At 66.8% G+C, this 23,580-nt stretch carries 17 protein-coding genes; 6 read left to right on the top strand and 11 right to left on the bottom strand.

Annotated features, from left to right (window positions below):
- Window positions 1–123 precede the first annotated feature (123 nt).
- The 4 genes from DWF00_RS04300 to DWF00_RS04315 all read left to right on the top strand — a co-directional run bounded on the left by DWF00_RS04300 (window position 124) and on the right by DWF00_RS04315 (window position 7,942).
- Window positions 124–1,914 carry a tetratricopeptide repeat protein gene (locus tag DWF00_RS04300; RefSeq protein WP_114832633.1) on the top strand — a complete coding sequence of 597 codons (1,791 nt, stop codon included), beginning with the start codon at window positions 124–126 and terminating at the stop codon, window positions 1,912–1,914.
- A gap of 203 nt (window positions 1,915–2,117) precedes the next feature.
- Entirely contained in the window at window positions 2,118–3,887 is a 1,770-nt protein-coding gene (locus DWF00_RS04305) for a tetratricopeptide repeat protein (protein WP_210208762.1), read from the top strand.
- 252 nt (window positions 3,888–4,139) lie between these two features.
- Window positions 4,140–5,924: a hypothetical protein gene (locus DWF00_RS04310; protein ID WP_114832630.1), complete on the top strand. Its 1,785-nt coding sequence runs from the start codon at window positions 4,140–4,142 to the stop codon at window positions 5,922–5,924.
- A 248-nt stretch (window positions 5,925–6,172) separates the two neighbouring features.
- Complete coding sequence (locus tag DWF00_RS04315) at window positions 6,173–7,942, top strand: hypothetical protein (RefSeq protein WP_114832628.1); 1,770 nt, start codon at window positions 6,173–6,175, stop codon at window positions 7,940–7,942.
- A 54-nt stretch (window positions 7,943–7,996) separates the two neighbouring features.
- On the opposite strand, the gene DWF00_RS04320 is transcribed toward DWF00_RS04315, so the two are convergent.
- Window positions 7,997–9,649: a methyltransferase regulatory domain-containing protein gene (locus DWF00_RS04320; protein WP_114832627.1), complete on the bottom strand. Its 1,653-nt coding sequence runs from the start codon at window positions 9,647–9,649 to the stop codon at window positions 7,997–7,999.
- Between the two features lie 573 nt (window positions 9,650–10,222).
- A complete protein-coding gene (locus tag DWF00_RS04325) occupies window positions 10,223–10,492 on the bottom strand; it encodes a hypothetical protein (RefSeq protein WP_147283842.1) in 270 nt (89 codons plus the stop codon).
- Between the two features lie 117 nt (window positions 10,493–10,609).
- Here DWF00_RS04325 and DWF00_RS28980 point away from each other — a divergent pair, with 117 nt between their 5' ends.
- The gene (locus DWF00_RS28980; protein WP_147283841.1) at window positions 10,610–11,515 is read left to right on the top strand and encodes a helix-turn-helix domain-containing protein; all 906 of its coding nucleotides are present in this window, start codon (window positions 10,610–10,612) and stop codon (window positions 11,513–11,515) included.
- 1,080 nt (window positions 11,516–12,595) lie between these two features.
- A complete protein-coding gene (locus tag DWF00_RS04335) occupies window positions 12,596–13,543 on the top strand; it encodes a hypothetical protein (RefSeq protein ID WP_114832622.1) in 948 nt (315 codons plus the stop codon).
- A 27-nt stretch (window positions 13,544–13,570) separates the two neighbouring features.
- Here the strand turns inward: DWF00_RS04335 and DWF00_RS04340 are convergent, their stop codons facing one another.
- The 9 genes from DWF00_RS04340 to DWF00_RS04380 all read right to left on the bottom strand — a co-directional run bounded on the left by DWF00_RS04340 (window position 13,571) and on the right by DWF00_RS04380 (window position 23,349).
- The gene (locus tag DWF00_RS04340; RefSeq protein WP_114832620.1) at window positions 13,571–14,530 is read right to left on the bottom strand and encodes a dihydrodipicolinate synthase family protein; all 960 of its coding nucleotides are present in this window, start codon (window positions 14,528–14,530) and stop codon (window positions 13,571–13,573) included.
- 2 nt (window positions 14,531–14,532) lie between these two features.
- Window positions 14,533–15,708: a mandelate racemase/muconate lactonizing enzyme family protein gene (locus tag DWF00_RS04345; protein ID WP_114832618.1), complete on the bottom strand. Its 1,176-nt coding sequence runs from the start codon at window positions 15,706–15,708 to the stop codon at window positions 14,533–14,535.
- Window positions 15,695–16,630, bottom strand: a complete 936-nt coding sequence (locus tag DWF00_RS04350; protein ID WP_114832617.1) for a dihydrodipicolinate synthase family protein — start codon at window positions 16,628–16,630, stop codon at window positions 15,695–15,697. The genes DWF00_RS04345 and DWF00_RS04350 overlap by 14 nt, the downstream gene beginning before the upstream one ends.
- 24 nt (window positions 16,631–16,654) lie before the next feature.
- Window positions 16,655–17,428, bottom strand: coding sequence for an SDR family NAD(P)-dependent oxidoreductase (locus tag DWF00_RS04355; protein ID WP_114832615.1), 774 nt, complete (start codon window positions 17,426–17,428; stop codon window positions 16,655–16,657).
- 2 nt (window positions 17,429–17,430) lie between these two features.
- Window positions 17,431–19,152, bottom strand: coding sequence for an SMP-30/gluconolactonase/LRE family protein (locus DWF00_RS04360; RefSeq protein ID WP_245973744.1), 1,722 nt, complete (start codon window positions 19,150–19,152; stop codon window positions 17,431–17,433).
- Between the two features lie 52 nt (window positions 19,153–19,204).
- Entirely contained in the window at window positions 19,205–20,167 is a 963-nt protein-coding gene (locus DWF00_RS04365) for an NAD-dependent epimerase/dehydratase family protein (protein WP_114832612.1), read from the bottom strand.
- A gap of 42 nt (window positions 20,168–20,209) precedes the next feature.
- Window positions 20,210–21,046: a carbohydrate ABC transporter permease gene (locus tag DWF00_RS04370; RefSeq protein ID WP_114832610.1), complete on the bottom strand. Its 837-nt coding sequence runs from the start codon at window positions 21,044–21,046 to the stop codon at window positions 20,210–20,212.
- Window positions 21,046–21,924, bottom strand: coding sequence for a carbohydrate ABC transporter permease (locus DWF00_RS04375; RefSeq protein ID WP_114832608.1), 879 nt, complete (start codon window positions 21,922–21,924; stop codon window positions 21,046–21,048). The genes DWF00_RS04370 and DWF00_RS04375 overlap by 1 nt, the downstream gene beginning before the upstream one ends.
- A gap of 87 nt (window positions 21,925–22,011) precedes the next feature.
- On the bottom strand, window positions 22,012–23,349 hold the full coding sequence (locus DWF00_RS04380; RefSeq protein WP_114832606.1) for an ABC transporter substrate-binding protein: 1,338 nt from the start codon (window positions 23,347–23,349) through the stop codon (window positions 22,012–22,014).
- Window positions 23,350–23,580 lie beyond the last annotated feature (231 nt).

Here is a 23,580-nt window from a genome sequence, read left to right on the forward strand (position 1 = left end):
TTTACAATGCCACTGATTGATACCGAAAGAGCGTAGTCTGCGCGCAATTCAGTATTGACATAGCGAACCATAACATAGCCTCTACTTAAGAGTGACGGCGCAGTGATTGCGTTGCGGGGGAGCATGACAGCGGCCAAACCTGCCCTCGACACCGATTCCAAGCGGGCGGCACTCGAAAATCTGCTTGCTCACCCCGGATTCCGCGTCTCGCAGCGGAACAAGAACTTCTTACGCTTCGTCGTGGAGGAGTCGCTGGCCGGTCGCGGCGACCGGATCAAGGCCTATACGATCGCCGTCGACGTCTTCGGCCGCGGCGCCGATTTCGATGGCATGCTCGACCCCGTCGTGCGCATCGAGGCCGGGCGCCTGCGCCAGGCGCTGACCAACTACTATGCCGAGCACGGCCAGTCGGAGCGGATCCACATCAGCCTGCCGCGCGGCGGCTATGAGCCGACATTCGTCGTCATCGGAGATCAGGACGCCGCCCCGCATTATCGGGCGGAGCCTACGGCGCCCGGCGGCGTGGAGGACCCGCATCGCGGCGCCCAGACGCCGCAGACCTGGTCCGATCAGCCGCCCGAACCGGCCTACCCGGCCCCGGCGCCCCTCCCGCCGCAAGCACCGCAGCGCTGGTGGGAGGTGGGCTTGTCTGCCCCGGCTGCGCTGGCACGCCGGGTCGCCGGCGCCATCTCGCCGCGGGCGGCGCGCGGCACGACGCGATCGCCACTGGTGCTGGCCGCCCGCGTCCATGCCCTGTCGGCCGATGCCCCGACGGTCGCGCTGAGCCGGACGCTCTCGCAATCGCTGCCGGCGGCCATCGCCCGCTTCGAAGGCCTGACGGTCGTCGCGGCGCGGCCCGATCAGCAGGACCGGGACTTGATCGCCAGCACGCTGTCGCGCGAGCCGCAATCCCGGCGCATCTATCTCGTCGTCGCGAGCGTCAAGGTCGACGAGCGCGGCGCGCGGGCGCTCTGGCAGCTGACCGATGGCCGGACCCAGTCGATTCTCTGGTCGGGCACGACGGATGCCCCCTTCGCCCGCAACACCTCGACCTCGCCGGAGGACGAAATCGCCCAGATGATCGCACGCGGCATCGCCTCGTCCGGCGCGGCGATCTCGTCCTTCGAGCTGCGCGCGATCCCCTCTCCGCTTCCGCCCGGCTATCCCTGCGTGACCTGCGCCCGCGACTACATCACCAACCCGACGAACGAGCAGCGCAAGCAGCTCGTGCGCTGCCTCGAGGTGACCGTCGCCCAAAGCCCCGAGCATGCCGAGGCCTGGGCCATGCTCGCCTATGTCCAGGTCGACGAGAGCCGCGTCAATGTCGGCGACCCGGAGGCCTCGCGGGCAGCCCTCGCGCGGGCCGAGGTCGCAGCCGCCCGCGCCGAGGCGCTTGCGCCCTATTCGGCCATGACCCAGCAGGCGATCTCGACCGTCGCCTTCCAGAACGGCAACCTCGGACGCTTCGAGGCGGCGGGCAGGCGCGCGATCGAGATCAACCCGAGCGACCCGAATCTTCAGGTCCACTTCGCGAACAGGCTGTTCTTCCTCGGCCGCTACGACGAGTCGATGTCCATGCTGCATCAGGTCATAGACAGCCGGCCGACGCCGATGCCGACCGACTCGATGGCGATCATCCATCATTTCTACCTGCGGCGAGAGTATAGAGAAGCACTGGCGCTCGCCGCGAAGGCCAACATGTCGCGTTACTATACCTATTGGATCATCGTCGCCGCGGCCCATGGCCAACTGGGCAACCGGCAGGCGGCCGAGGACGCTCTCAAGCGGCTGCTCGAACTCCGCCCGAACTACGGCGCCATCATGCAGGCGGATTTCCGCATCCGGCGCTTCAGGGAGGATACGATCGAACATGTCGCGGACGGCCTCCGCAAGGCCGGGCTGGCAATCGCATAATGCCGCTTTCGAAGGATGAGCGCGCAACCGAACCGGCGGCGCGGTCGCCTGCTGCACGGTTTTCCGCCGGCCAAGAGTATGGCGCCAGAAAATGGGCACCGGCTTTTCGCGTAAGCCATGCTCTAGCTGTTGGCCAAGATCCCGTTTTTCGCACTTGGATGGTCCCATCCAAGTGCGACGTGATCTAGGACAACATTGACGGCATGCCGCCAAACGAACCCGCCATGGACAACCAGACCAAGGCCGAAGCGCTCGAGCGCCTGCTCGCGCATCCGGGTTTTCGCGTCTCGCAGCGGAACAAGAACTTCCTCCGCTTTGTCGTCGAGGAGTCGCTGGCCGGTCGCAGCAGCCGGATCAAGGCCTATACGGTCGCCGTCGAGGTCTTCGGCCGCGGCACCAATTTCGACGGCATGCTCGATCCGGTCGTGCGCATCGAGGCCGGGCGGCTGCGCCAGGCGCTGACCAGCTACTATGTCGAGGACGGGCGGGCCGACCCCATCCGCATCAGCCTGCCGCGCGGCGGCTATATGCCGGTCTTCGAACGCGTCGGCGGCGCCACGGTGCCGGCCGAGGCCGAACAGCCCGCCATCCCCGCCGAGACGGAGGCCCCGGACGTGGTCGACGAGGCTCGCCCCGCCACGGCCAGCGGCATCGCGCAAAAGCATCCGCCGACGAAATGGCCGCGCCATTGGAAGGCGGTCGGGCTGTCGACCCTCGCCGTGCTGGCGCTGGTCGGCTTCGCCGCGATGCGCAAGATGCCGGATGGCCGCGATATCCTGCCGCCGCTCGTTGCGACCGCGCAGGTTCAGCCCCTCTCCGACAATAGCTCGGCCATCGCCCTGGCCCGCACGCTCTCGCAATCCCTGCCAGCGGCCATCAGCCGCTTCGATGGCCTGACCGTGGTCGCGGCGCGGCCCGACCAGACCGACCAGGACCTGATCGGCAGCCTCACCGCCCGCGAGCCGCCCTCCCGGCGCATCTATGTCGTCCTCGCCAGCATCGGGGCCGACAGCCAGGGCGCGCTGGCGCGCTGGCAGCTCACCGACGGCCGGAACCAGTCCATCCTCTGGTCGGGGACGGCAGCCACGTCCTTCGCGCGCAACACGGAGGCCTCGCCGGAGGACGATATCGCGCAGACGATCGCCAACGCCATCGCATCGCGGCAAGGGCTTCTCTCCTCCTTCGCCTGGAAGGCGATCCCGGTCCCGCCTCCGCCCGGCTATGCCTGCGTGGCGCGGGCGCGCAGCTACAGCACCACGCTCACGGATTCGCTGCGCAAGGAGTTGACCTTCTGCCTGGAGCGGACGGTGGCCCAGAATCCCGGCGATGCCGATGCCTGGGCCCTGCTCGGCTACGTCCATGCCGACGAGAACCGCGTTCGCGGCGCCGAGCCGGAGGCGGCGAAGGCCGCGCTCGCCAAGGCCGAGAGCGCGGCCGCCAAAGCGGAAGCCCTCGCTCCCTATGCCGCGCTGACGCAGGAGACCGCCTCGGTCGTCGCCTTCCAGGCTGGTGACATACCCCGCTTCGAAGCCGCGGGCAGGAAGGCGATGGCGATCAACCCAGGCAATCCGGGCAGCAAGATCATCTTCGCCAACCGGCTCTTCTTCGCCGGGAAATACGATGAATCGATCGCGCTTCTGCGGGAAGCCATTCCCCTCCGGGCCCGGCCGGTCGCGACCGATCAGCTGACGCTCATCCTCGATCTCTATCGGAGGAGTGACTATCCCGCCGCGCTCGCGATGGTCAAAGGCATCAGCATGCCCAACTTCTACATCTACTGGCTGCTGCTGGCCGCCATTCAGGGCGAGCTCGGCGAGAGCCAGGCGGCTTCGGAGGCCGTCGCGCAACTGCTGAAGCTGCGGCCCGACTACAGCGCCGCCATGCGCAGCGACTTCCGCAATCGACGCTTCCAGCCCGATTTCATCGAGCATCTCGCGGAAGGCCTGCGCAAGGCAGGGATGCAGATAAAATAGCACCGTTTCCGCAGAGATAAGCGTCTCGTAGAGCGGGAAACAAGTCTTTTGAATCCTCGCCTCTGTCGCTGACCCAATGCCTCTCCGCCAGCCGATGCTCAGATTTCGTTACGAAAGCAACGGCATATTATTGATAGATAGCCTGCATGATTGCTGCTGCGGCGCTTGCCATGCCGAATGATGAACCTTGACATGGCGGGGAAGCATGGTGACTACTTTGACATGCTACTCCAAGCATTGCATTGAGTGAGCATGATGGCCGATCCCGCCCCCCTCGACGATGACGCAAAACGGGCCGCGCTCGAGCATCTGCTGTCCCAGCCGGGCTTCCGTGCCTCGCCGCGGAACCGGGACTTCCTGCGCTTCGTCGTCGAGGAGACGCTGGCCGGGCGCAGCGACCGGATCAAGGCCTATACGATCGCCGTCGACGTCTTCGGCCGCCGCGCCGATTTCGACGGCATGCTCGACCCCGTCGTACGCATCGAGGCCGGGCGCCTGCGCCAGGCCCTCGCCAACTATTACATCGGCGAGGGGCACCTGGACCGGGTGCGGATCGGCCTGCCGCGTGGCGGCTACGCACCGGCCTTCGAAGCCATCGGCATGGCTCCGCCGGCTGCGGGCGCAGCCGCGCCGATCGCGACCGCCCGCGAGCCCGCCGAGACGCCGGCCGAACCTGCTCCGCCGGTCCAGGCCAAAGCCGTCAGGCGAGATCCGCTCTCGCGCATCACGGCGGAGCTGCCGCGACGGCCCTGGTGGCTGGCGGGTCTTGCCGCCGCCTTCCTGGCGCTGCTCGCACTTGGCCTGTTCGCCCTGGACCGGACGCGCGACCAGGTCGAGGCCCAGCCGCCGCTCGTTCTCGTCGCCCAAGTCCAGGCCCTCTCCGACGACTCGCCGACGACCGCGCTCAGCCGCACGCTGTCGCGCTCGCTGCCGGCCGCCATCTCGCGCTTCGAAGGCCTGACCGTGATCGCCGCGAGGCCCGATCAATCGGATAGGGACCTGATCGCCGGCATATTCGCCCGGGAGCCGCCCTCGCGGCGCGTCTACATGGTCACGGCCAGCGTCAAGGCCGATTCCCGGAGTGCGCGGGCGTTCTGGCGGCTCACCGACGGCCGCAACGAAGCGATCCTGTGGTCCGGCACGACGGATTCACCCTTCACGCGCAATGCCGGCGTGGCGCCGGAAGACGACATCGCCCAGACCATCGCCAACGCCATCGCCTCGCGCCGGGGCGTGATCTCGGCCTTCGAGTGGAAGGCGATCCCGACGCCGCCGGCGCCCGGCTATGCCTGCGTGACGCTGGCGCGCGGCTTCGCCACGGTCCTCACCGATTCGCTGCGCGGCGAGATGACCGCCTGCCTCGAGGGGACCGTCGCGCAGGATCCCGACAATGCCGAGGCGTGGGCGCTCCTCGGCTATATCTACGCGGACGAGAACCGCAGCCGCAGCGCCGAGCCGGAGGTGGCGAAGGCAGCGCTCGCCAAGGCAGAGGCTGCAGCCGCCAAGGCGGAGGCCCTCGCGCCTTATTCCTCGCTGACGCAGGAGACCGTCTCGGTCGTCGCCTTCCAGTCCGGCGACATGCAGCGCTTCGAAGCCGCCGGAAAGCGGGCAATGGAGATGAACCCCGAGAACCCCGGCCGGCAGGTCGTGTTCTACAACCGCCTCTTCCTCCTCGGCCGCTATGACGAGGCGATCGACGGCCTCCGGCAGGCGATCGGTCGACGCGCGACCCCGGTCGCCATGGACCAGATCTTCATCATCGTCGATCTCTACCGCAGGCAGGACTACGGCGCGGCGCTCGCGGCGCTGGAAAAGATCCAGCTCCCCAATTTCTACCTCTACTGGCTGCTGCTGGCGGCGACCCAGGGCGAGCTCGGCAACCCGCAGCCGGCCAGGGACGCCGTCGCCAACCTGCTGAGGCTGCGGCCGAACTACGGCGCCGGCATGCGGGTCGATTTCCGCAACCGGCGTTTCGAGGACGACCTGATCGACCGGCTCGCGAATGGGCTGCGCAAGGCGGGGCTGCAGATAAAATAGCCCGTTTCCGCAAGGGATGAACCCGGATGCCGATGCGAAGCGCTGCTCGCAGAAGCCCTTTCCTCTTGGACATCACGCCGCGCAGACCAGAAACATCGCATTTTCGCGCGGATTGGCTGAAGCCCTTATTCGACAATGATCGCTATCTTTCGGCGTATTACCCAACATCTTCGCCTTAATGAACTTGACGCGGCACTGCTCCATCGCGAACACTTAGGACGTCGCCCCAATGGTTGCATTGAGGGAACATGACCCCAAGCCAACGCATCATCGACAGCAAGGCCAAGCAGGCCGCGCTTGAGCATCTGCTCGCGCAGCCCGGCTTTCGCGCCTCGCCGCGCAACAAGAAGTTCCTGCGCTTCGTCGTGGAGGAATCCCTGGCCGGGCGCGGCGACCGGCTCAAGGCCTACACGATCGCGGTCGACGTCTTCAGCCGCGGCGTGAATTTCGACGGCATGCTCGATCCCGTCGTGCGCATCGAGGCCGGGCGGCTGCGCCAGGCGCTGGCCAGCTACTACGCCGAGCCCGGTCGTTCCGACCCAGTCCGGATCAGCCTGCCGCGCGGCGGCTATGAGCCGCTCTTCGAACTCTCGGACGCGCCCGGTTCGGTATCCGTCCCGGACGTGCCCGACGAAGCCGAGGCAGGCGTTGCGTCGCCGGACCCGCTCGCGCCGGCGCTGACCGGAACCCTCGGCCATGCGCGCGCCGTGGGCCCGCGAACCCGGCGCCGCTGGCAACTCGCAGTGCTGGCCATCGGGCTGATCGCCACCGTCGCGACCGGCTTCGCGATGCTGAAGAAGGCGCCGGAGGAGGGCGAGGGGCAAGCGGCGATCGTCCTGGTCGCCCAGACCCAGCCCCTGTCCCACGATCCCCCGACAATGGCCCTGGGTCATTCGCTTACGGTCGCGCTGCCCGCCGCCATCTCGCGCTTCGAAGGCCTGAGCGTCATCGCCGGCCGGCCGGATCAGCGCGACCAGGACTTGATCGCCAGCACGATCGGCCGCGAAGCCCCGTCCCGGCGCGTCTATCTGGTCACCGCCAGCGTCAGGGCGGAAGCCAACGGTGCCCGCGCCTTCTGGGAGCTTTCGGACGCGCGCAACCAGGCCATCCTGTGGTCGGGCTCCACCGATACGCCCTTTGCGCGGAACACGACGAACTCGGCCGAGGACGAGATCGCGGCAAAGATCGCCGGCACCATTGCCGACCGGCGCGGCGTCATCATGTCCTTCGAGCGCAAGGCGCTGCAGATCCCCCCGCCGCCGGGCTATGCCTGCGTCACGCGCGCCCGGACCTTCAGCAGCAACCTGACCGACGCGCTGCGCGCGGAAGCGATGGCCTGCCTCGAGAAGACCGTTGCCCAGATCCCCGACTACGTCGACGCCTGGGCCCTGCTCGCCTATGTCTACGCCGATGAGAGCCGCTCGCGCAGCACCCAGCCCGACGTGGCGAAGGCCGCGCTCGACAAGGCGCAGGCCGCGGCGGCCCGTGCCGGCGTGCTCGCGCCCTATTCCTCGCTGATGCATCTGGTGACGTCGGTCGTCGCCTATCAGGCCGGCGACATCGCGCGCTTCGAAGCCGCGGGCAAGCGCGCAATCGCGATCAACCCGGGCGATCCCGGGCTGCAGGTCGTGTTCGCGAACAGGCTTTTCGCGGCCGGGCGCTATGACGAGGCCGTGCCGATCCTCAAGGGCGCGATCGGCCTGCGCCCCGCGCCGGTCCCGATGGACCAGATGACCCTCATCATGGATCACTACCGCCGCAAGGATTACGACGCGGCGCTGACGGCGATCAGCACGATCAACATGCCGAACTTCTACTACTACTGGGTGCTGGTCGCCGCCATCAACGGCCAGCTCGGCCGCCAGGAGCAGGCCGTGGATGCGGTCAAGAACCTGCTGAACCTGCGGCCCAACTATGGGGCGGGGATGCGCATGGACTTCCGGAACCGGCGCCTGCAGGACGATTTCGCCGAGCATGTCGCCGACGGGCTGCGCAAGGCCGGCCTGGACGCCCTGTAGAGCAGCGGCGGCCTGTTGGCCGCCGCGGGTGTCGAGTGGCCGGGCGTTGGCAGCTCAGGCCGGCTTGGACTCAGCCGCGTTCGCGGCCTTCGCCGTCGGCTCGGGCCGGGCTTTGCCCTTGCCGTCCGCCGCGATGAACCCTTTTCTCCGCAGGTTGGCGAGGACGAGCGGGACCTGGGCGCGGGCGGCGGCCGCGATCGCGTCGGGCTCGGTCAAGGCCGTGCCATCGCGCAGGAAGGTCAGCAGGCCGGCCTTGGCGTCGTCGACAAGCCCGGCCACGACCGCTTCCTGGTCGCGGGTGCCGTCGAGCTGCCTGGCGACGCTGACCTCGACGATGTCGAGCGGCGCGAGCTCATGCAGCAGGTTGCAGGCGAGCACTGTCCCGGCCCCCGCCGGCGGGACGAGCCCGGCGCGGATCGCGGCCGGCACGCTCGGCCGCTCGGGCAGCCGCGCCGCCACGCCCGGCGCCAGCTGGCGGATGCGCAGGTAGCCCTTGATCAGCAGGTCCTCGAGGAAGGCGACGGCCGCCTCCCGGATCGCGGCAGGCTGGACACCGAGCCTGCCGGCGACCTGCCCGAGCAGCTCGTCGAGCGAGAGCATCGCCGGGTAGACCGCGTCGAGCGCGCTCGCGAGCGCCTTGGGCAGCGGCGCGACCAGGCGGGCGACACCGTTGCGCAGCATGCGGAAGTCCTGCGGCGTCGCGTCGAGCGTGACCGGGCCGTCACCCATGAAGACGCCGGCGAAGTGCAGCTTGGCCAGGCGCTCGCCATCGAGCTTGCGGCGGATCTCGCCGCTCCGGCCCTGGTGGGTCAGGATGGTCTGGCGGAAGGTCCGGTTCGAGACGAAGTCGAGATATTGCTCGATGTCGACCTGGCTCGAGCCCATCTCCTTCAGCAAGGGCTCGCTGACCTTCTCGCCGTAGTTGTGCACGAACATGGTGAAGGGCTCGGCCTCGGCGACATAGGTCAGGCCGGCGGCCTCCGACCTGGCGATGAACTCGCGGAAGTAGCAGGGCGCGTTGAACGGCTCGAGGAACTCATGCTGCAGGTAGGAGGCGTTGGCGGAGACGATGATCGGCCTGACCTCGTCTAGGGCCGCCTTGAGCACGGAGCCCGGCTGGGCGGTGGCGTCGAGGAAGTCGAGCATGCCGCGCGCGTAGGGCAGGCGCTCGGCCTGTTGGCGCGGACCGCCGCGCAGCATCATCGCGTCGCGGGCGATCTCGCGCGACTTCCAACCGGGGTAGGTGTTGTAGCTGACATAGGCGAGGCCGTCCTCGGCCAGGTTCTCGCTGGCGATGCGCAGGATCGCCTGCTGGACCTCCTCGGGCACCCAACTGTAGACGCCGTGGCAGATGATGTAGTCGAACTTGCCGAAGGAGCGCTTGATCTTGCTGAGGTCCATGTGCTGGAGCTCGATATTGCCGATCCCGGCCTTGGCGATCGCGGCCTTGCCGTCCTCGACCTGAACCTTCGAGAGATCGACGCCGACGACCTTGGCCTTGGGATAGCGCATCGCGAAGGGGATCAGGTTGCCGCCGGCGGCCGCGCCCAGCTCCAGCACCCGCGCCGTCTCGATGGCAGGCGCCTCCAGCCCGAACAGCTGACCCACGGCCTGCAGGTGCTCCGGCGTCGTCTGCGGAAACGGATGCGATTCATACGGCGCCTCGTCGTAATACGACGACAGCGCGTCTACGCCGGAATGTCCCATCTTGCCTTTGTCCTTTCGAAGAGCTGGCTTCGTGATCGTCAGAAAGCTTCAGGCCATCAGGCCTGATTTGGGTTAGCCCGTCAGCGGAGCGGCGCGGCGCCGCCGCCAAGAGAAGAGGGCTCTCCGGCGCGCCCGCCGCATCCGCTATCGGCACGTCAACGCGATCGTTCCCAGCCTTATCCGAAGGCGTCCGATCCGTAGCGAGGTCGAAATCGGACAGTTCACGGTAAGTTTCGGACACCAGCCCTGAAACTGCGGATCCAGTGCCTTCAAAGCACGGCGCCCCGCGACGGAGCGGCGCGGTATTGAGCCCTGGCATGCCGCACACCGCCTCGAAAGCCGTCGAGAGGCCTGGATTCCGCGGCTTCGCCTCGTGGATGCGACCGGCGACAAGAACCCCCGCCGGCAATCGTTACGGTTGTAACTGCCGGTCGAAAAGACCCTGATACCGTTACAGCCTCATCCCTAGGCCAAGCAGCCAGATACGTTGCGTCAACTGAGACAACGAATCGGCCTTCGCCGGGGACTGTATCGGGATAGATGAAGCAGCAAAGAGCCGGCCCAATATCGGGCTCAACGCTCCTCTTCTTCAAAGATATACCCCCTGTCTTCAACAAGATGACGAGCCATCGCTCCAATTAAATAGCCAAGTTGCATAGCCAGGACGACGGCAACCCACCTCGTCATCGAAGCGTTGTCGAACTGACCGGTAAAAATCAGATCGAATGCCGACCCTAAGAAGAAGACTAGAATAACTGCACTCACAAGCGCCCAAACGTTCGCAACGTAAGCACCAAGTGAGAGGCCTGAGACGGCGGCAACCAAGCACAAATGCAACATCACGGCGCACTCGTTTCGCTAAACGCTAAGGGAAAGCAACTTCCCCAACAGGGTGTCTCAAGCCTCATCGCGATACAATGTAATTTTCGGATAATTTGTGGCAGAAAACGGACAATATAAATGCTACATCGAGCCATATCTGAATATCAGTCACATGATATCGCCAATAAAGGCGTTATATATGGTAAAAAAGCTATAACAGTACTGAGAACAAATCAGACTGACATAGAGTATCACTCACTCTTCATTGAAGAAAACGACTCGTATGCGCTCATTGGCGTTGCAGACGGGACGTTCGTCCATCAAATCGATTCCGTTCCCCTGACCTGTGAAACCGGGTCATGGGCGGTCCTGCGCCCCGGACAGATCCAGTCTTTCAATGCGGCGGCGCAATGGGAGGGCTGGCTGATCGCCTTTCGCGCCGAAACCCTGCTGCCAGGCAAGGAAAGCGCGACGCTGGAGGATATCAGGACGACCGCGGCGCTGAACGAGCTGCCCAGCCTGCTGCCGCTTGAGCTGCACGAGCACAATGCCTGCGTCTCCTGCGCCGAGCAGATGTCCTTCGACGACCAGCTCGACATCACCTCGTCCCACAAGAGCTTCCTGCTGCGCAACCAGCTCTATACGCTGATCGCCCGGCTCGCGATCGCCCATAGCTGCGCCGACGACACGGCCGAGCATTCGCCCTGCCACCTCAACCGCTTCAACCGGTTCCGGCAGGCGGTCGAGAAGGATTTTCGCAAGCTGCACAAGATCGGCGAGTACGCGCGGATTCTCGGCTATTCCGAGAAGACCCTGACCCGATCGATCCTGAGCTCGGCAGGCGTCTCGCCAAAATCCTTCCTCTCGCAGCGGATCGTCCTGGAGGCCAAGCGCCTGCTGATCCACACGACGCAGACCGTCTCGGCCATCGCCCACCAGATCGGCTTCGATGAGCCCAGCAACTTCATCAAATTCTTCAAGCGCGAGACCGGCTGTGCGCCGACCGAGTTCCGGCGCCTGAATTCCGGCCTCGAAATCCGCTAGCCGGATCAGTTCCGCGGCCCGGAGCTCCCCGAAACTGCGCATCGCGGCGATTTCACGCCGGTAACGCATCCAAGCCACATGGAGGCCGAAGGGCCTTCCATCGCCCCTCCGAACGGGGCGCCAAGACGTTCCCGCTACGGCTTTTGCGCGAAAGCCCCGTCAAGTTTCGCGGCATGTTTACGTATCAGCCGCGATAGCGGGTCGCTCTTGACCGATTTGGCCGACGTAGCATCGTCATCCCGTAACATTTGGCCGATTGTTACAGCCGGAGACCGCCTGGCCGGCCGGGCAGACTGCGCGTCCGCGCCGGCACGGCTGCAGCTATGTATTGAATGTCGAATCGCGTCGGAATTTGCCGATATCGGCCCGACGATGCGTCATTGTATCTTGTATGTGGTATGCAATGGCGCACTCGATGCCGAATCTTGCCTCGGGCATCTCGCTACGTCAATCTCAAGCGCTCGCCTTTCCCAGCAACCCGCTACGCCTGATACTGTTACGGCATGATACCGAACCTGTAATAGCCTCGACAGTCGGAGGGGATTGCTACGTGCTGTTACCGTTCGCTGAGGAACTTCAGCCAGCATCGGGGCAGTTCGAATGATCCATTCCCTCTTCGACGACGTCACTCGCGGAAGCTGCGCTTGCGCCCGATTGATCGATCGGTTGAAGCGAAACCTGGCACGGCTTGAGCGAAACCCTGCCGGGCAGGGTATTTGAGCGCTGGCATAGCGCGCGGCAGAGCATGCCGATTGGTTCCAAATGGAATTAGATTGAACGTTGCTGGAAACGGGTTCTAGCGAGACCACTCGATTTATACGCTCAGCAACCAACGCCGCCAAACCAAGCTCGGTTTACCTATCGGCCCGTGCGCCGAAAACGCTCTTAGCGCGTAGCCATATTCTATAAGTTTTCCATAGTAATCTAAGCCAATTTGATGAAATAGAGACCCAAGGGGGAAAAATGACAGCGGAAACTTCCTCGCTGAGCACTGAAGACAAACTGAAGGCTCTTGAAAATCTACTTGCACAGCCTTTGTTTCGTGCCTCGCAGAGGAACAGGAATTTCTTACGCTTCGTCGTGGAGGAATCGCTGGCCGGTCGCGGCGACCGGATCAAGGCCTATACGATCGCCGTCGACGTCTTCGGCCGCGGCGCCGATTTCGACGGCATGCTCGACCCCGTCGTGCGCATCGAGGCCGGACGCCTGCGCCAGGCACTGGCCGAATACTATGCCGGCAGCGGCCAGGCCGAGCGGATCAGGATCAGCCTGCCCAAGGGCGCCTATGAGCCGGTCTTCGAGATCGTCGACGATCCCGGCTCGATCCGCGCGCTGCTTTATGCTGAACCGCCTGCCACGGCGGCGGCGGTCGCCGAGCAGGCCAGGCCCGCTGCGCGCGCCAAGGTCAGCCCCAAGCCGGAGCCTGTGGCATACCCGCCGAAGACGCAGGCCCGACGCGCCTGGCCGATCGGGCTGTTCGCCGTCGCCCTGGCGATCCTCGCGGTCGGCATCTTCGCCGTGAGCCGGATGATGCCGGCCAGCGTCGTGGCCCAGACGCCGATCGCCATCGTCGCCCATGTCAACCCGCTCTCGAACGACGAGCCGACGCTCGCGCTCAGCCGCACGCTCTCGCGCGCCCTGCCGGCGGCGGTCGCGCGCTTCGAGGGCCTGACCGTGGTCGCGCCCCGGCCGGACCAGAAGGATCAGGACCTGATCGCGAGCACGCTGGCCCGCGAGCCCGTCTCGAGGCGCATCTATGTCGTGGTCGCCAGCACCCGGATCAGCGACGGCAATGTCCGCACGCTCTGGCAGCTCTCGGACGGGCGCACCCAGGCGATCCTATGGTCGGGCACGATCGACACGCCCTACAGCCAGAACCACGAGATCATTCCCGAGGACGAGATCGCCCAGAAGATCGCGCGGTCGATCGCCTCGCAAAGCGGCCTCGCGCCCTCCTCCGACCTGCGCTCGTTCCCGAACACGCCGCCGCTCGCCATGCTGGCCGAGCACTCGCCACGGACGTTCTAAAGCAGGGCGCTCGCGCCGGGATGGCGCTCAGCCGGCCCTGGCCAGGCGCCGCAACGCGGCGTTCAAGGCGGGCAGCAGCTCCGCCTCGGCCCTGAGGACGTCGGCGAAGACCCGCTCCATCTCGGCCAGGCCGAAGGATGTCGGAGCGGCGGCCCGCGCCCGGTCGAAAACCTCCCCCAACCCCAGCCGCTTGGCCATGACCCGCTTGCCATAGGTGATGATGTTCGGCACCGAGCGCGTCATGAACACGACGAGCGGCAGGATCTCCTTGTGCAGCTCCTCCGCCAGCCTGAGCGCGGCCGCATCGCCGGAGGCGAGCGCCTCGTAGAGCGCGACCTGGATCGCCAGGCAGTCCGGAGCCGGAATCAGCCCGGCACCGCCGCTGCGGATCAGCGCGATGAATTCGAGCCCGCCATGGCCGCCGAAGGCATCGACCTCGCCACTGAGCGCCTCCAGCACGCGCGCGATATCGACCGAGGCTCCCTCCGCCTTGAGCAGGGTGACGTTGGCATGGCGCCGGACCAGCTCCGTCAGCCCCTCCGGCGACAGGTAGCTGTCGAGGTTGACCGGGTTGTTCTGGATCGCCACCGGCATCGAAAGCCCATCGGCAATGGCGCCGAAATGGCGCTGCAGGTCGGCTTCCGAATGGCCCTTGCCGGGCGGCGGCTGCAGGATGACCCAATCGGCGCCATTGCCCGCCGCCATCTTGGCGAAGGCGATCTGCGCCGCCGGGTCCTGCTCCGCGATCGTCACCGCATAGGGCACGCGGCCGGCAATCGCCGCACCGACCAGCTCGACCACCTCCTGCCGCTCGGCGGTGCCCATCCGGTGCACCTCGGTGACGAGGCCGAGCACGGCGATGCCGTGCGCGCCTTGCGCGATGCAGTGCTCGACCTGCGCCCGCATCGCGGCGTGGTCGAGCCGGCCCTCGCGGTCGAAGAAGGCGTAGAGGATGGGGTAGACGCCCCGGAAGCGGCGCTGGTTCATGCTCAGGCCTTGCGGATGTAGTTGAACACGTCCGGATGCGGCTCGACGCCCAGCCCCGGCCCGCTCGGCAGGGTGTAGGCGCCGTTTGCGCAGCCCATGTCGCCGGTGACGTAGCGCAGGTTCTTGTCGAAGATCGAGTGCTGGTACTCGTGATAGGGCACGCGCTTCAGCGCCGCCGTCGCCTGCAGGCTCGCCGCCATGAAGATGCCGATGCCGATCGAGGCATGCGGAATCGTATCGACATGGAAGGCGTGCGCCATCCGGCCTATATGCAGGAACTCGGTCACGCCGGTATGGCCCATCTCGGGCTGGATGATGCTCATGCAGCGCCGCTCGAAGCGCGGGCGGTACTCGTAGGTCGTGCGCCATTCCTCGCCGAGCGCCAGCGGCGTGCCGATGCCGCGCGCCACGATCTCCTGGCCCTCGATATCCTCGGGCTCGCAGGGCGCCTCGGCGAAATAGAGGTTATGGGCCTCCAGCCGCCGGATCAGGCGGATCGCCTCGCCGGAGGTGAACTTCCAGTGCAGGTCGACCATCAGGTCGATCTCGGGCCCGACGGCCTCGCGCAGGGCCGCCATCTCCTTGACGATGCCGTCATCCGACATCGCGGCGGCGAACTTGATCGCCTTGTAGCCCTTGCCGATCCATTCGACCGCGAGGTCGCAGCGCTCCCTCAGCGTCGCCTTGGGCAGGCCGGAGACATAGGCGGGAATCGTCTGATGCCTGGTGCCGCCGAGCAGGCTCGAGAGCGGGCGGTTCAGGCATTTGCCGTAAAGGTCCCAGATTGCGATGTCGATGCCGGCGAGGCTGTCGACATAGTAGCCGCCGAAGAAGCCGCGCACCCGCATCAGGTCGTAGAGGTCCTCGTGCAGCACGACGGGATCGCCGGGGTCGCGCCCGATCAGGACCGGGCCGAGCACCTCGTCGATGATCGAGATCACCGCCTGCGGCGCGACGATGCCATAGGTCTCGCCCCAGCCGACCTTGCCGCTCTCCGAGGTGACCTTGACCAGCACGGACATGTCGCTCGTCGGGTAGATCGAGCGGTTGCCCTTGCGGATCACATAGCCCTTCTCGTTGATGCGCTCGCCCTCGCGCAGCGGCCCGAGATAAGGCACGTCGCGCGGGATCGAGATGATGAAGCTTTCGACCTTGGCGATCGCATCAAGCGGCGGCATGGCGGACCCTGTCGAAACGGATGGGGTGGAGGGTGAAGAGATCCGCGGCTTCCGCAACGAGCGCGGCAAGCTCGGCGGCGTCATCGGCGTCGAAGACCGGCCCGGCCGCACGCGCGAAGGTCGAGTCGAGCAGGCCGCGCGCCGAGAGCACCGCCTTGGTCAGCCTGACCCGGAAGATCGCCTGGAACAGCAGCAGCGGCAGGCTGCGCGAGTAGAGCCGTCGCGCCTCTATGGGATCACCGCCGAGGAAGGCTCGGACCAGCGCGACGTGAAGGTCGGTCATCTCCGTCGCCGGCATGGTCCCGGCTGCGCCGCGCGCGAGCTCGTCCATGATGTAGCGCGCGCCCGCGCCGCCGAAGACGCCGTCGAGCCTGTCGCCGACCGCGGCCAGGATCGCCGTGACGTGCTGGCCGCACGGCAAGGTCTCCTCCTTGACGAAGCGGACCTGCGGCACGGCCCGCACGATCTCGCCCACGGCCTCCGGCTTCAGGCCCGCACCCATCGGCTGCGGCGCGTTCTGCAGCATGATCGGCAGCGAAGTCGCCGCCGCCACCGCCCGGTAGAACGCGACGTGCTTGGCGACATCCGCGCCATTGCCGGCAGGCGCCATGATCATTGCGGCTTTCGCCCCGACAGCACGCCCCTCCTCGGCGCGGGCGGCGGCGCGGGCCGGATCGGCATCGCTGGCGCCGACGATGAAGGGCAGGCGGCCGCCCAGCGCGGCGCCCAGCGCCTGCACCATGGCAAGGCGCTCCTCGGGCGAGAGCGTCTCGACCTCGCTCGCCATGCCGGGATAGACGACGCCATCGGCCCCGGCCTCGATCGCGAAGCCGACGAGCGTGGCGAGCGTCACAGGATCGATCGCCCCTTCCGGGGTGAAGGGCGTGGGCAGGACCGGGAAAACGCCTGAGAGCTTGGTCATGTCATGTCCTCTTTGCTATCAGCCTCAGACCACGCCGCCATCGACGACGAAGGTCTGCCCGGCGCAGTGGCGTGCCTCGTTCGAGGCAAGCCAGAGCGCCAGCCGGGCGATATCGGCCGGTTCGAGATGTTCTTTCAGGCATTGCCGCTCGAGATAGCGCTCGAACTTGGCCGGGTCCTCGGCCCGCACGCGGGCGATCTGCTTCTCCGTCCAGATCATGCCTGGGGCGATCGAGTTGACGCGGATGGCCATGGCGCCGAGTTCGCGCGCCAGCGACTTGGTCAGGCCCATGATCGCGGATTTCGCCGTGGTATAGGCGATCATCCCCGGCGACCCCGTCATCCACGAGATCGAGCCGAGATTGACGACGGCGCCGCCACCGGCTGCGGCCATTCCCGGCGCGACCGCCTGCGCCGCGAAGAACTGATGGCGCAGGTTCACCGCGAAGCGATCGTCCCAATAGTCCGGCGTGACCTTGTCCAGCGGGTGGCGCGTGTCGTCGCCGGCATTGTTGATCAGGGCGCGGAACGCGCCGGTGCGGGCTGCGAGGCTTTCGATCGCCGCGTTCAGCGCCGCGATGTCGCGCAGGTCGACCGTCTCGGCCTCGATGCTCATGCCGGTCTCGGCCTGGATCTCCGCGCGCGTCTTCGCCAGTGCCTCGGCATTGAGGTCGACAATCGCGACCTTCGATCCCTGCGCGGCGAAATGCAGCGCCACGCTGGCGCCGATGCCGGAGCCGCCGCCGGTGATCAGGACCGGCATGCCGGCAAGGTCTGGATAGCTGGCGCCGTCGATCATGCTCAGCCTGCGAAGGGAGTTTCGGGCAGGCCGCGCGCGCCGGTCTGCACGGCGAAGACGCTGCCCGAGAGCGGCGCCTCGGCCAGCTGGTGCGCGGAGAGCCGGATGCGGGCGCTGGTGACGTAGAGCGTCGAAAAATCGGGGCCGCCGAAGGCGCAGCTCGTCGGCCGCGGCACCGGCAGGTTGATGACGCGGTCGACCTTGCCGTCGGGGTCGTAGCGGGTGATGCACCAGCCGTCCCAATGCGCCGACCAGACGAAGCCTTCTGTATCGACCGCAAGCCCGTCGGGGATGCCGACGCCCTCGGCCAGCTCGACGAAGACGCGCCGGTTGGCGATCTCACCGCGCTCGACGTCGAAATCGTAGAGATAGATCCGCCTGGAGCCTGAGTCGGTGAAGTAGAACCGGCGATCGTCGGGGCTCCAGCCGAGGCCGTTCGAGACGTGGAAGCCCTGGTCCATCAGCGAGCAGCGCCCGTCCGGATCGAGCCTGTAGAGGCCGCCATGGCCGCGCGTCGTGTCGATGGCGAGCGTGCCGGCCCAGAACCGGCCGCGCCTGTCGCATTTGCCGTCGTTGAAGCGATTGCCCGGCTTGCCGGCCTCGGGCGAGGCGATCGCGGTGACCTTACCGCTGTCGAGATCGACCGCCTTCAGCCCCGTCTGCATCGCCGCCAGGAAGCCGCCGCGCCGGCGCGGCACCACGGCGCTGACCAGCTCCGGCATCGGGTGGACCTGGAAGGAGCCGTCGGCCGGGTCGGACATGATGATCGCCGGCGCCAGGATGTCGACGAAGGCGAGCTTGCGCTCGTTGGGCAGCCAGGTCGGCCCCTCGCCGAGGAAGGCCGTGCTCGGCACCACCGAGACGACGTCCTCCCGGTCCGGCCCGAGCGGGCGCGGGTTGATGCTGATCGACATCGCGACCTGCCCGGCATTGCCGGAGACGCGCCTGGCGGCCTCCATCACGTCGCGGCCGAGCGCGTGCAGCCGGTCGAGCCCGAGCCGGTAGGACGGGCCGATCACGGCGATGGCGCCGATCGCATGGGCGCGATGGTCGAGGATCGCGGCGGCGACCGAGCTGACGCCGTTCTGCTGCTCCTCCAGCGAGACCGAGTAGCCGCGCGCCTTGGTCAGGTCGAGATGCTGGGCGAGCGCGGCGCGGTCGGTGATGCTGTTCGGGGTGAAGCGCTGCAGCTTGAGCCGGTTGAGGATCTGCTCGCGGATCAGCGGGTCGAGATGGGCCAGGATCGCCTTGCCGGCACCGCTGGCATAGCTCGAGGCCCGGGCGCCGACGCCATTGCCGAGCCGGATCGTCTGCGCCGCCTCGCGCTGGTCGACATAGAGGATCTCGTCCTCGTCGAGGATGGCGAGCCGCACCGTCTCGCCGGCAAGGTCGCGCAGGCGCTCCAGCTCCGGCTCGGCCGCGCTCCTCAGGTCGAACTGGTCCCAGACCCGGTGCGCCATCTCGAACAGGCGGAAGCCGAGATGATAGCTCTGGTCGCGCTCGTCGACGCGCAGCAGCCCGGCCTCGGCCAGCGTCGAGAGCATGCGGTGCGCGGTCGCCCGGGTCAGGCCGGAGCGGTCGGCAAGCTCGGTGAAGCGCAGGCCGGGCTTGTCGGCGACGATGTCGAGCAGCGAGAGCCCGCGCCGCAGCGCCTGCGCGCCCGGGATCTCGCGCGCACCCTCGTCGCCTCGCTCATTGGCCTCGACCATATCAAGCCGCCTCACGCGCGCCTCACTCTATCAATCATCTATCCAGGATATGGATAGAGGTTCCACTTCATTTCCGCTGCGCAATCGCGTCCGCGACCATGCGCTCGAAGGTCCATTGCGGGCGGATGCCGAGGATCTCGATCGCCCTGGCCCGTGAGGTCTGGTAGTTCACTGCGGGGATCGGCAAGGTGACCTCGACGGCGGGCAGCTTGGTATGGCGTTGCAGGATCGCGACGGCCTCGTCGATCCTGATCGCCTCCTCCGTCCCCAGATTCATCACCTGGCCGATGGCGCGCTCGCTATCGAGTGCCGCGACGACGCCCGCAGCGATGTCGCGCGTATCGGTGATCGGCATGCGAAACAGCGCGCCGTCCTGACCCTTGCTGATCAGGTGCTTCTCGCTGCCGTCGTCATAGGGCTTCAGCGCCTCGACCACCGCCCTGTTGCCGAATGCCTCCTGCTGGCGGATGCGCGGGCCGAGGAAGAAGCGCGGGCCGGAGAAGAAGCTGTTGGGATCGAGCAGCTCGGTCGCGTCCTGCGTATGGCTGAAGCGCAGGATCACCGTCGCCATGCCGTAGGCGCGGGCGAAGAACTGCACCATGTCCTCGCCGAGCAGCTTGGTCAGGCCATAGGGCGAGGTCGGCTTCGTCGGGTGGCTCTCGTCGAGCGGCATATAGGCCGGCCTGGTCTCCGGATAGACCTCGCCGCTCGAGGCGAAGACGAACTTCCTGACGCCCTTCGCCTTGGCCGCCAGCAGCAGCAGATGCGTGCCGGTGACGTTGGCCGCGAACATCTTTGGCGTGTCGGCCGCGACCCAGGACATCAGCGCGCCCAGATGCAGCACGGCGTCGACGCCCTCCATGGCGCGCTCGACGGCCGTGGCGTCGTCGAAGGCGCCCAGCACGTTGCTCACGCCCGCTTGCGCATTCTCGCGCAGGTCGAGACTGACGACCTGATCGCCGCGAGCGATCAGCGTGGCGATGACGCGGCTGCCGACGCGGCCGGCGCCGCCGGTAACGAGAACCTTCACGATCGAACTCCTGGGATCAGCATGGAATGAGTGCTCCCGCCGCTACTTCACCGCGCCGGCGGCCATGCCGCTGACGAGATAGGGTTCGAGCAGGACGAAGAGGATGAAGATCGGCACCATGGACAGCGTCCCCGCCGCCATCAGGCCGGGCCAGTCGACGCCGTGCTCGCCGACGAAGGAGGCGAGCCCCGTGGTCAGCGTCCACAGGTCAGGCGAGTTGATCAGCGTGCGGGCGAAGACGAAATCGGCCCAGGCAACGATGAAGAGATAGATCGCCGCCGCAGTCAGCCCCGGCCGCGCGATCGGCATCACCACGTACCAGAGCGCCTGCAGCCGTGAGCAGCCATCAATCGTCGCGGCCGCGTCGATCTCGCGCGGGATCGCGTCGAAATAGCCCTTCATCATCCAGGTCGCGAAGGGCACGCCGACGGAGGTGTTGGCCAGGATCAGCGCGAAGCGGCTGTCGATCATTCCGGCCCGGCTCGCCATGATGAAGAACGGGATCACGATCAGGCTGCCGGGCAGCATCTTGCTGACCAGCAGCGCCAGGCCGGAATATTCCTGCATCTTCGAGCGGTAGCGCGACAGGCTGTAGCCGGCGAGCGTGGCGATCACCAGGCTGAGCACGGTCGAACCGATTGCGACGATCAGCGTGTTGCCCATCCAGACCAGGAAGGGCCGGCGCAGCAGCGCCCGACCGAAGGCGTCGAACGACATCTCGTTGAGCGGCGGCAGCAAGGGTGGCGTCCGCGACAGCACCAGCGTGGTCGGCAGATGCGCCGTGACCACCATCCAGTAGATCGGGAACAGGATGAGCCCGACGACGACGATCGTGGCGAGCAGGACGCGCAACTCGCGGCCGGAGATGATGCCTTGCATCAGAAGAACTCCTTCTGCAGCGGCCGCCGGGCGATCAGCACGAAGAACAGCGCCATGGCGATGGTGAGCACGCCGAGCGTCGAGGCGCGGCCGAGCTCGAAGAAGGAGAACGCCTCGGTATAGGCGCGGATGCCGAGCGTCTCGGTGGCTCGGAACGGCCCTCCGCCTGTGGTGGCGAAGATGATGTCGAACTCGCGCAGCGCCCAGAGCGAGTTGAGGACGATCGCGAGGATGGCCGGGCCGCGTACGCCCGGCCAGGTGACGTGGAAGAAGCTCTGCAGCTTATTGGCGCCGTCGATATCGGCGGCCTCGTAGAGATCCTCGGGGATCGTCTGCAGGGCGCCGAGGATGGTGAGTGCGAAGAACGGAAAGCTCTTCCAGATCGAGGGGATCAGCACCGCGATCAGCGCCGTGTCCTCGTTGGTGAACCAGCCGATATCGGCGTTGCTGATGCCGGTGACGCGCAGCAGGTAGTTGACCACGCCGTAGGACGGATCGAACAGCCAGAGGAAGATGATGCTGACCAGCACGCCCGGCGCCGCCCAGGGCAGCAGCGCGAGGCAGCGCAAGGCCCGGCGCAGGGGGAATTGCTGGTTGAGCAGCAGCGCCACCAGCATGCCCAGCACGAAGGCGGGGGCGACCGAGCCGACGACATAGAGCAGCGTCGTCAGCACGCTCTCCCAGGTCTCGCTATCGGTCAGCACCGAGACGTAGTTGCCCAGGCCCCAGATCCGCCCGGCCGTCTCGAGCACGTTGAGGCCCTTGCCCTCGACGAGGCTGAACGTGACGATCTGCACCATCGGCCAGCCGACGAGGCCGAGCACGCAGATCAGCGCGGGCGCGAGCAAAGCGAGAGCGAAGCCGCGATCATTATCCATGGCGGGCTACCAGAAGCTGTGGCTGCAAGGGACAGGAGGGGTCCCGCGCCCGGTGCGGGGAACGGTCTGGGCGCGGGAGAACCGGCGCTATTTCAGCGGCACGCGCCGATTTAGCTGATCCTGCAGGTCCTTCAGGACCGACTCGGTCGAGCGGTCGGAATTGACCAGGCGGATGCCGCTCTCGCCGACGATCTTGGCGATCTGGTTATAGTTCAGCCGCACCGCCGGCGTTGCCGGGAAGATGTTGACCGCGACTTCCGAGGCCTTGGCCGAGATCGCCAGTAACGGGTCGGCGGCAGCCATCTCCGGCGTGAACGAGCCCTTGCGCGGCGCCGGCACCTTGAGGTCCTGGGTGTACTTCGCCTGCCACTCCGGCTGCGAGATCATCTGGATGAAGTCCCAGACCAGCTGCGTGCGCTGCGGATCAAGCTTGGCCGGGATGTGGATCGAGTTGCTGGTGCCGCCGGGCACCACCGGGAAGGGCATCATCGCCGCCTTCAGGCTCGGGCGGATCTCCGCCGGCGCCGTCTTGAGCTGGCTGGCGAAGAACGAGCCCTCGCGGAACATCGCGATCTTGCCGTCGAGGAAGAGCTGGCGCATCGCCTCCGACGAGGTGCCCTTCGGCGCCTGCTTCACCGCGGTGCGGAACCCTTCCATCGCCTTCAGCACCTCGGGCGCCGTGAAGTTGTAGCCGTCCTTGTTGAACAGCGAGGCGCCCATGCCGGTGACCCAGCTCGACCAGTCGACGAAGATGTTCGGATGCTCGGCCGTGACCGCGCCCCAGCCGAAGATGCCCTTGTCCGGCTTGGTCGTCGCCTTGATCGCGGCGAGCAGCTCGTCCGGGGTCTTCGGCACCGCGGCGCCGGCTTCCTTCAGCAGCGCCTCGTTATAGAAGAGCAGCATGCCGTAGCCCATCAGCATCACGCCCTGGGTCTTGCCGTCCCAGTCGAGCTCCGCCGACATCGGGCTGTAGGTCTGCTTGATGTCGGTCTTGGCGAGCAGGTCGTCGATCGGCCTGAGCCAGCCCTGCGCCGCGAAGGATGGGAAGTTGCGCAGCGGCAGATGCACGATGTCCGGCGGCGTGCCGCCGGAGAAGCGCACCGTGAGCTTGTCGACATATTCGCGGAACGGCACCTGGTACTTCTTGATGGTGACGCCCGGATGGGCCGCCTCGAAGGCCTTCACGGCCTCGGTCCAGAATTCGGCCGGGCCGGGCTCTTCGGCCTGCCAGGTTGGGAAATCCAGCTCGATCTTCGTCTGCGCCTGGGCGCTGGTGACGAAGAGGCCGAACAACGCGGTCGCCAAAGCCTTCAATCGCATCTCGTTCCTCCCATTGTCGTTCTTGTCCGGCCGCTTTTGCGGCTCGGTGCGGACAGGCGCGGCGGTGAGGCCGCGCCGTATCCAGCTCGTGAATGAGAGTTTCACAATATGGTTGCCTTGTCCATATCCAAAAGGGACACCGATGGGACATGGGCGAGCGGCGTCGCGCCCGCGCCCTTCGACAAGGAGGCGAGCGTGCGTTGCGGCCTAGCGAGATGAGGTAAAGCGCGGGGAACCCCTCTCCCGCGTGGGAGAGGGCAGGTGAGGGCCCGACGGTGCAAGCTGGAGTTCTGTCCGGCCCTCATCCGCCCCTGCCGGGGCACCTTCTCCCACACG

The organism is Allobosea caraganae (assembly GCF_003351345.1).
GTDB classification, from domain to species: Bacteria; Pseudomonadota; Alphaproteobacteria; order Rhizobiales; family Beijerinckiaceae; genus Allobosea; species Allobosea caraganae.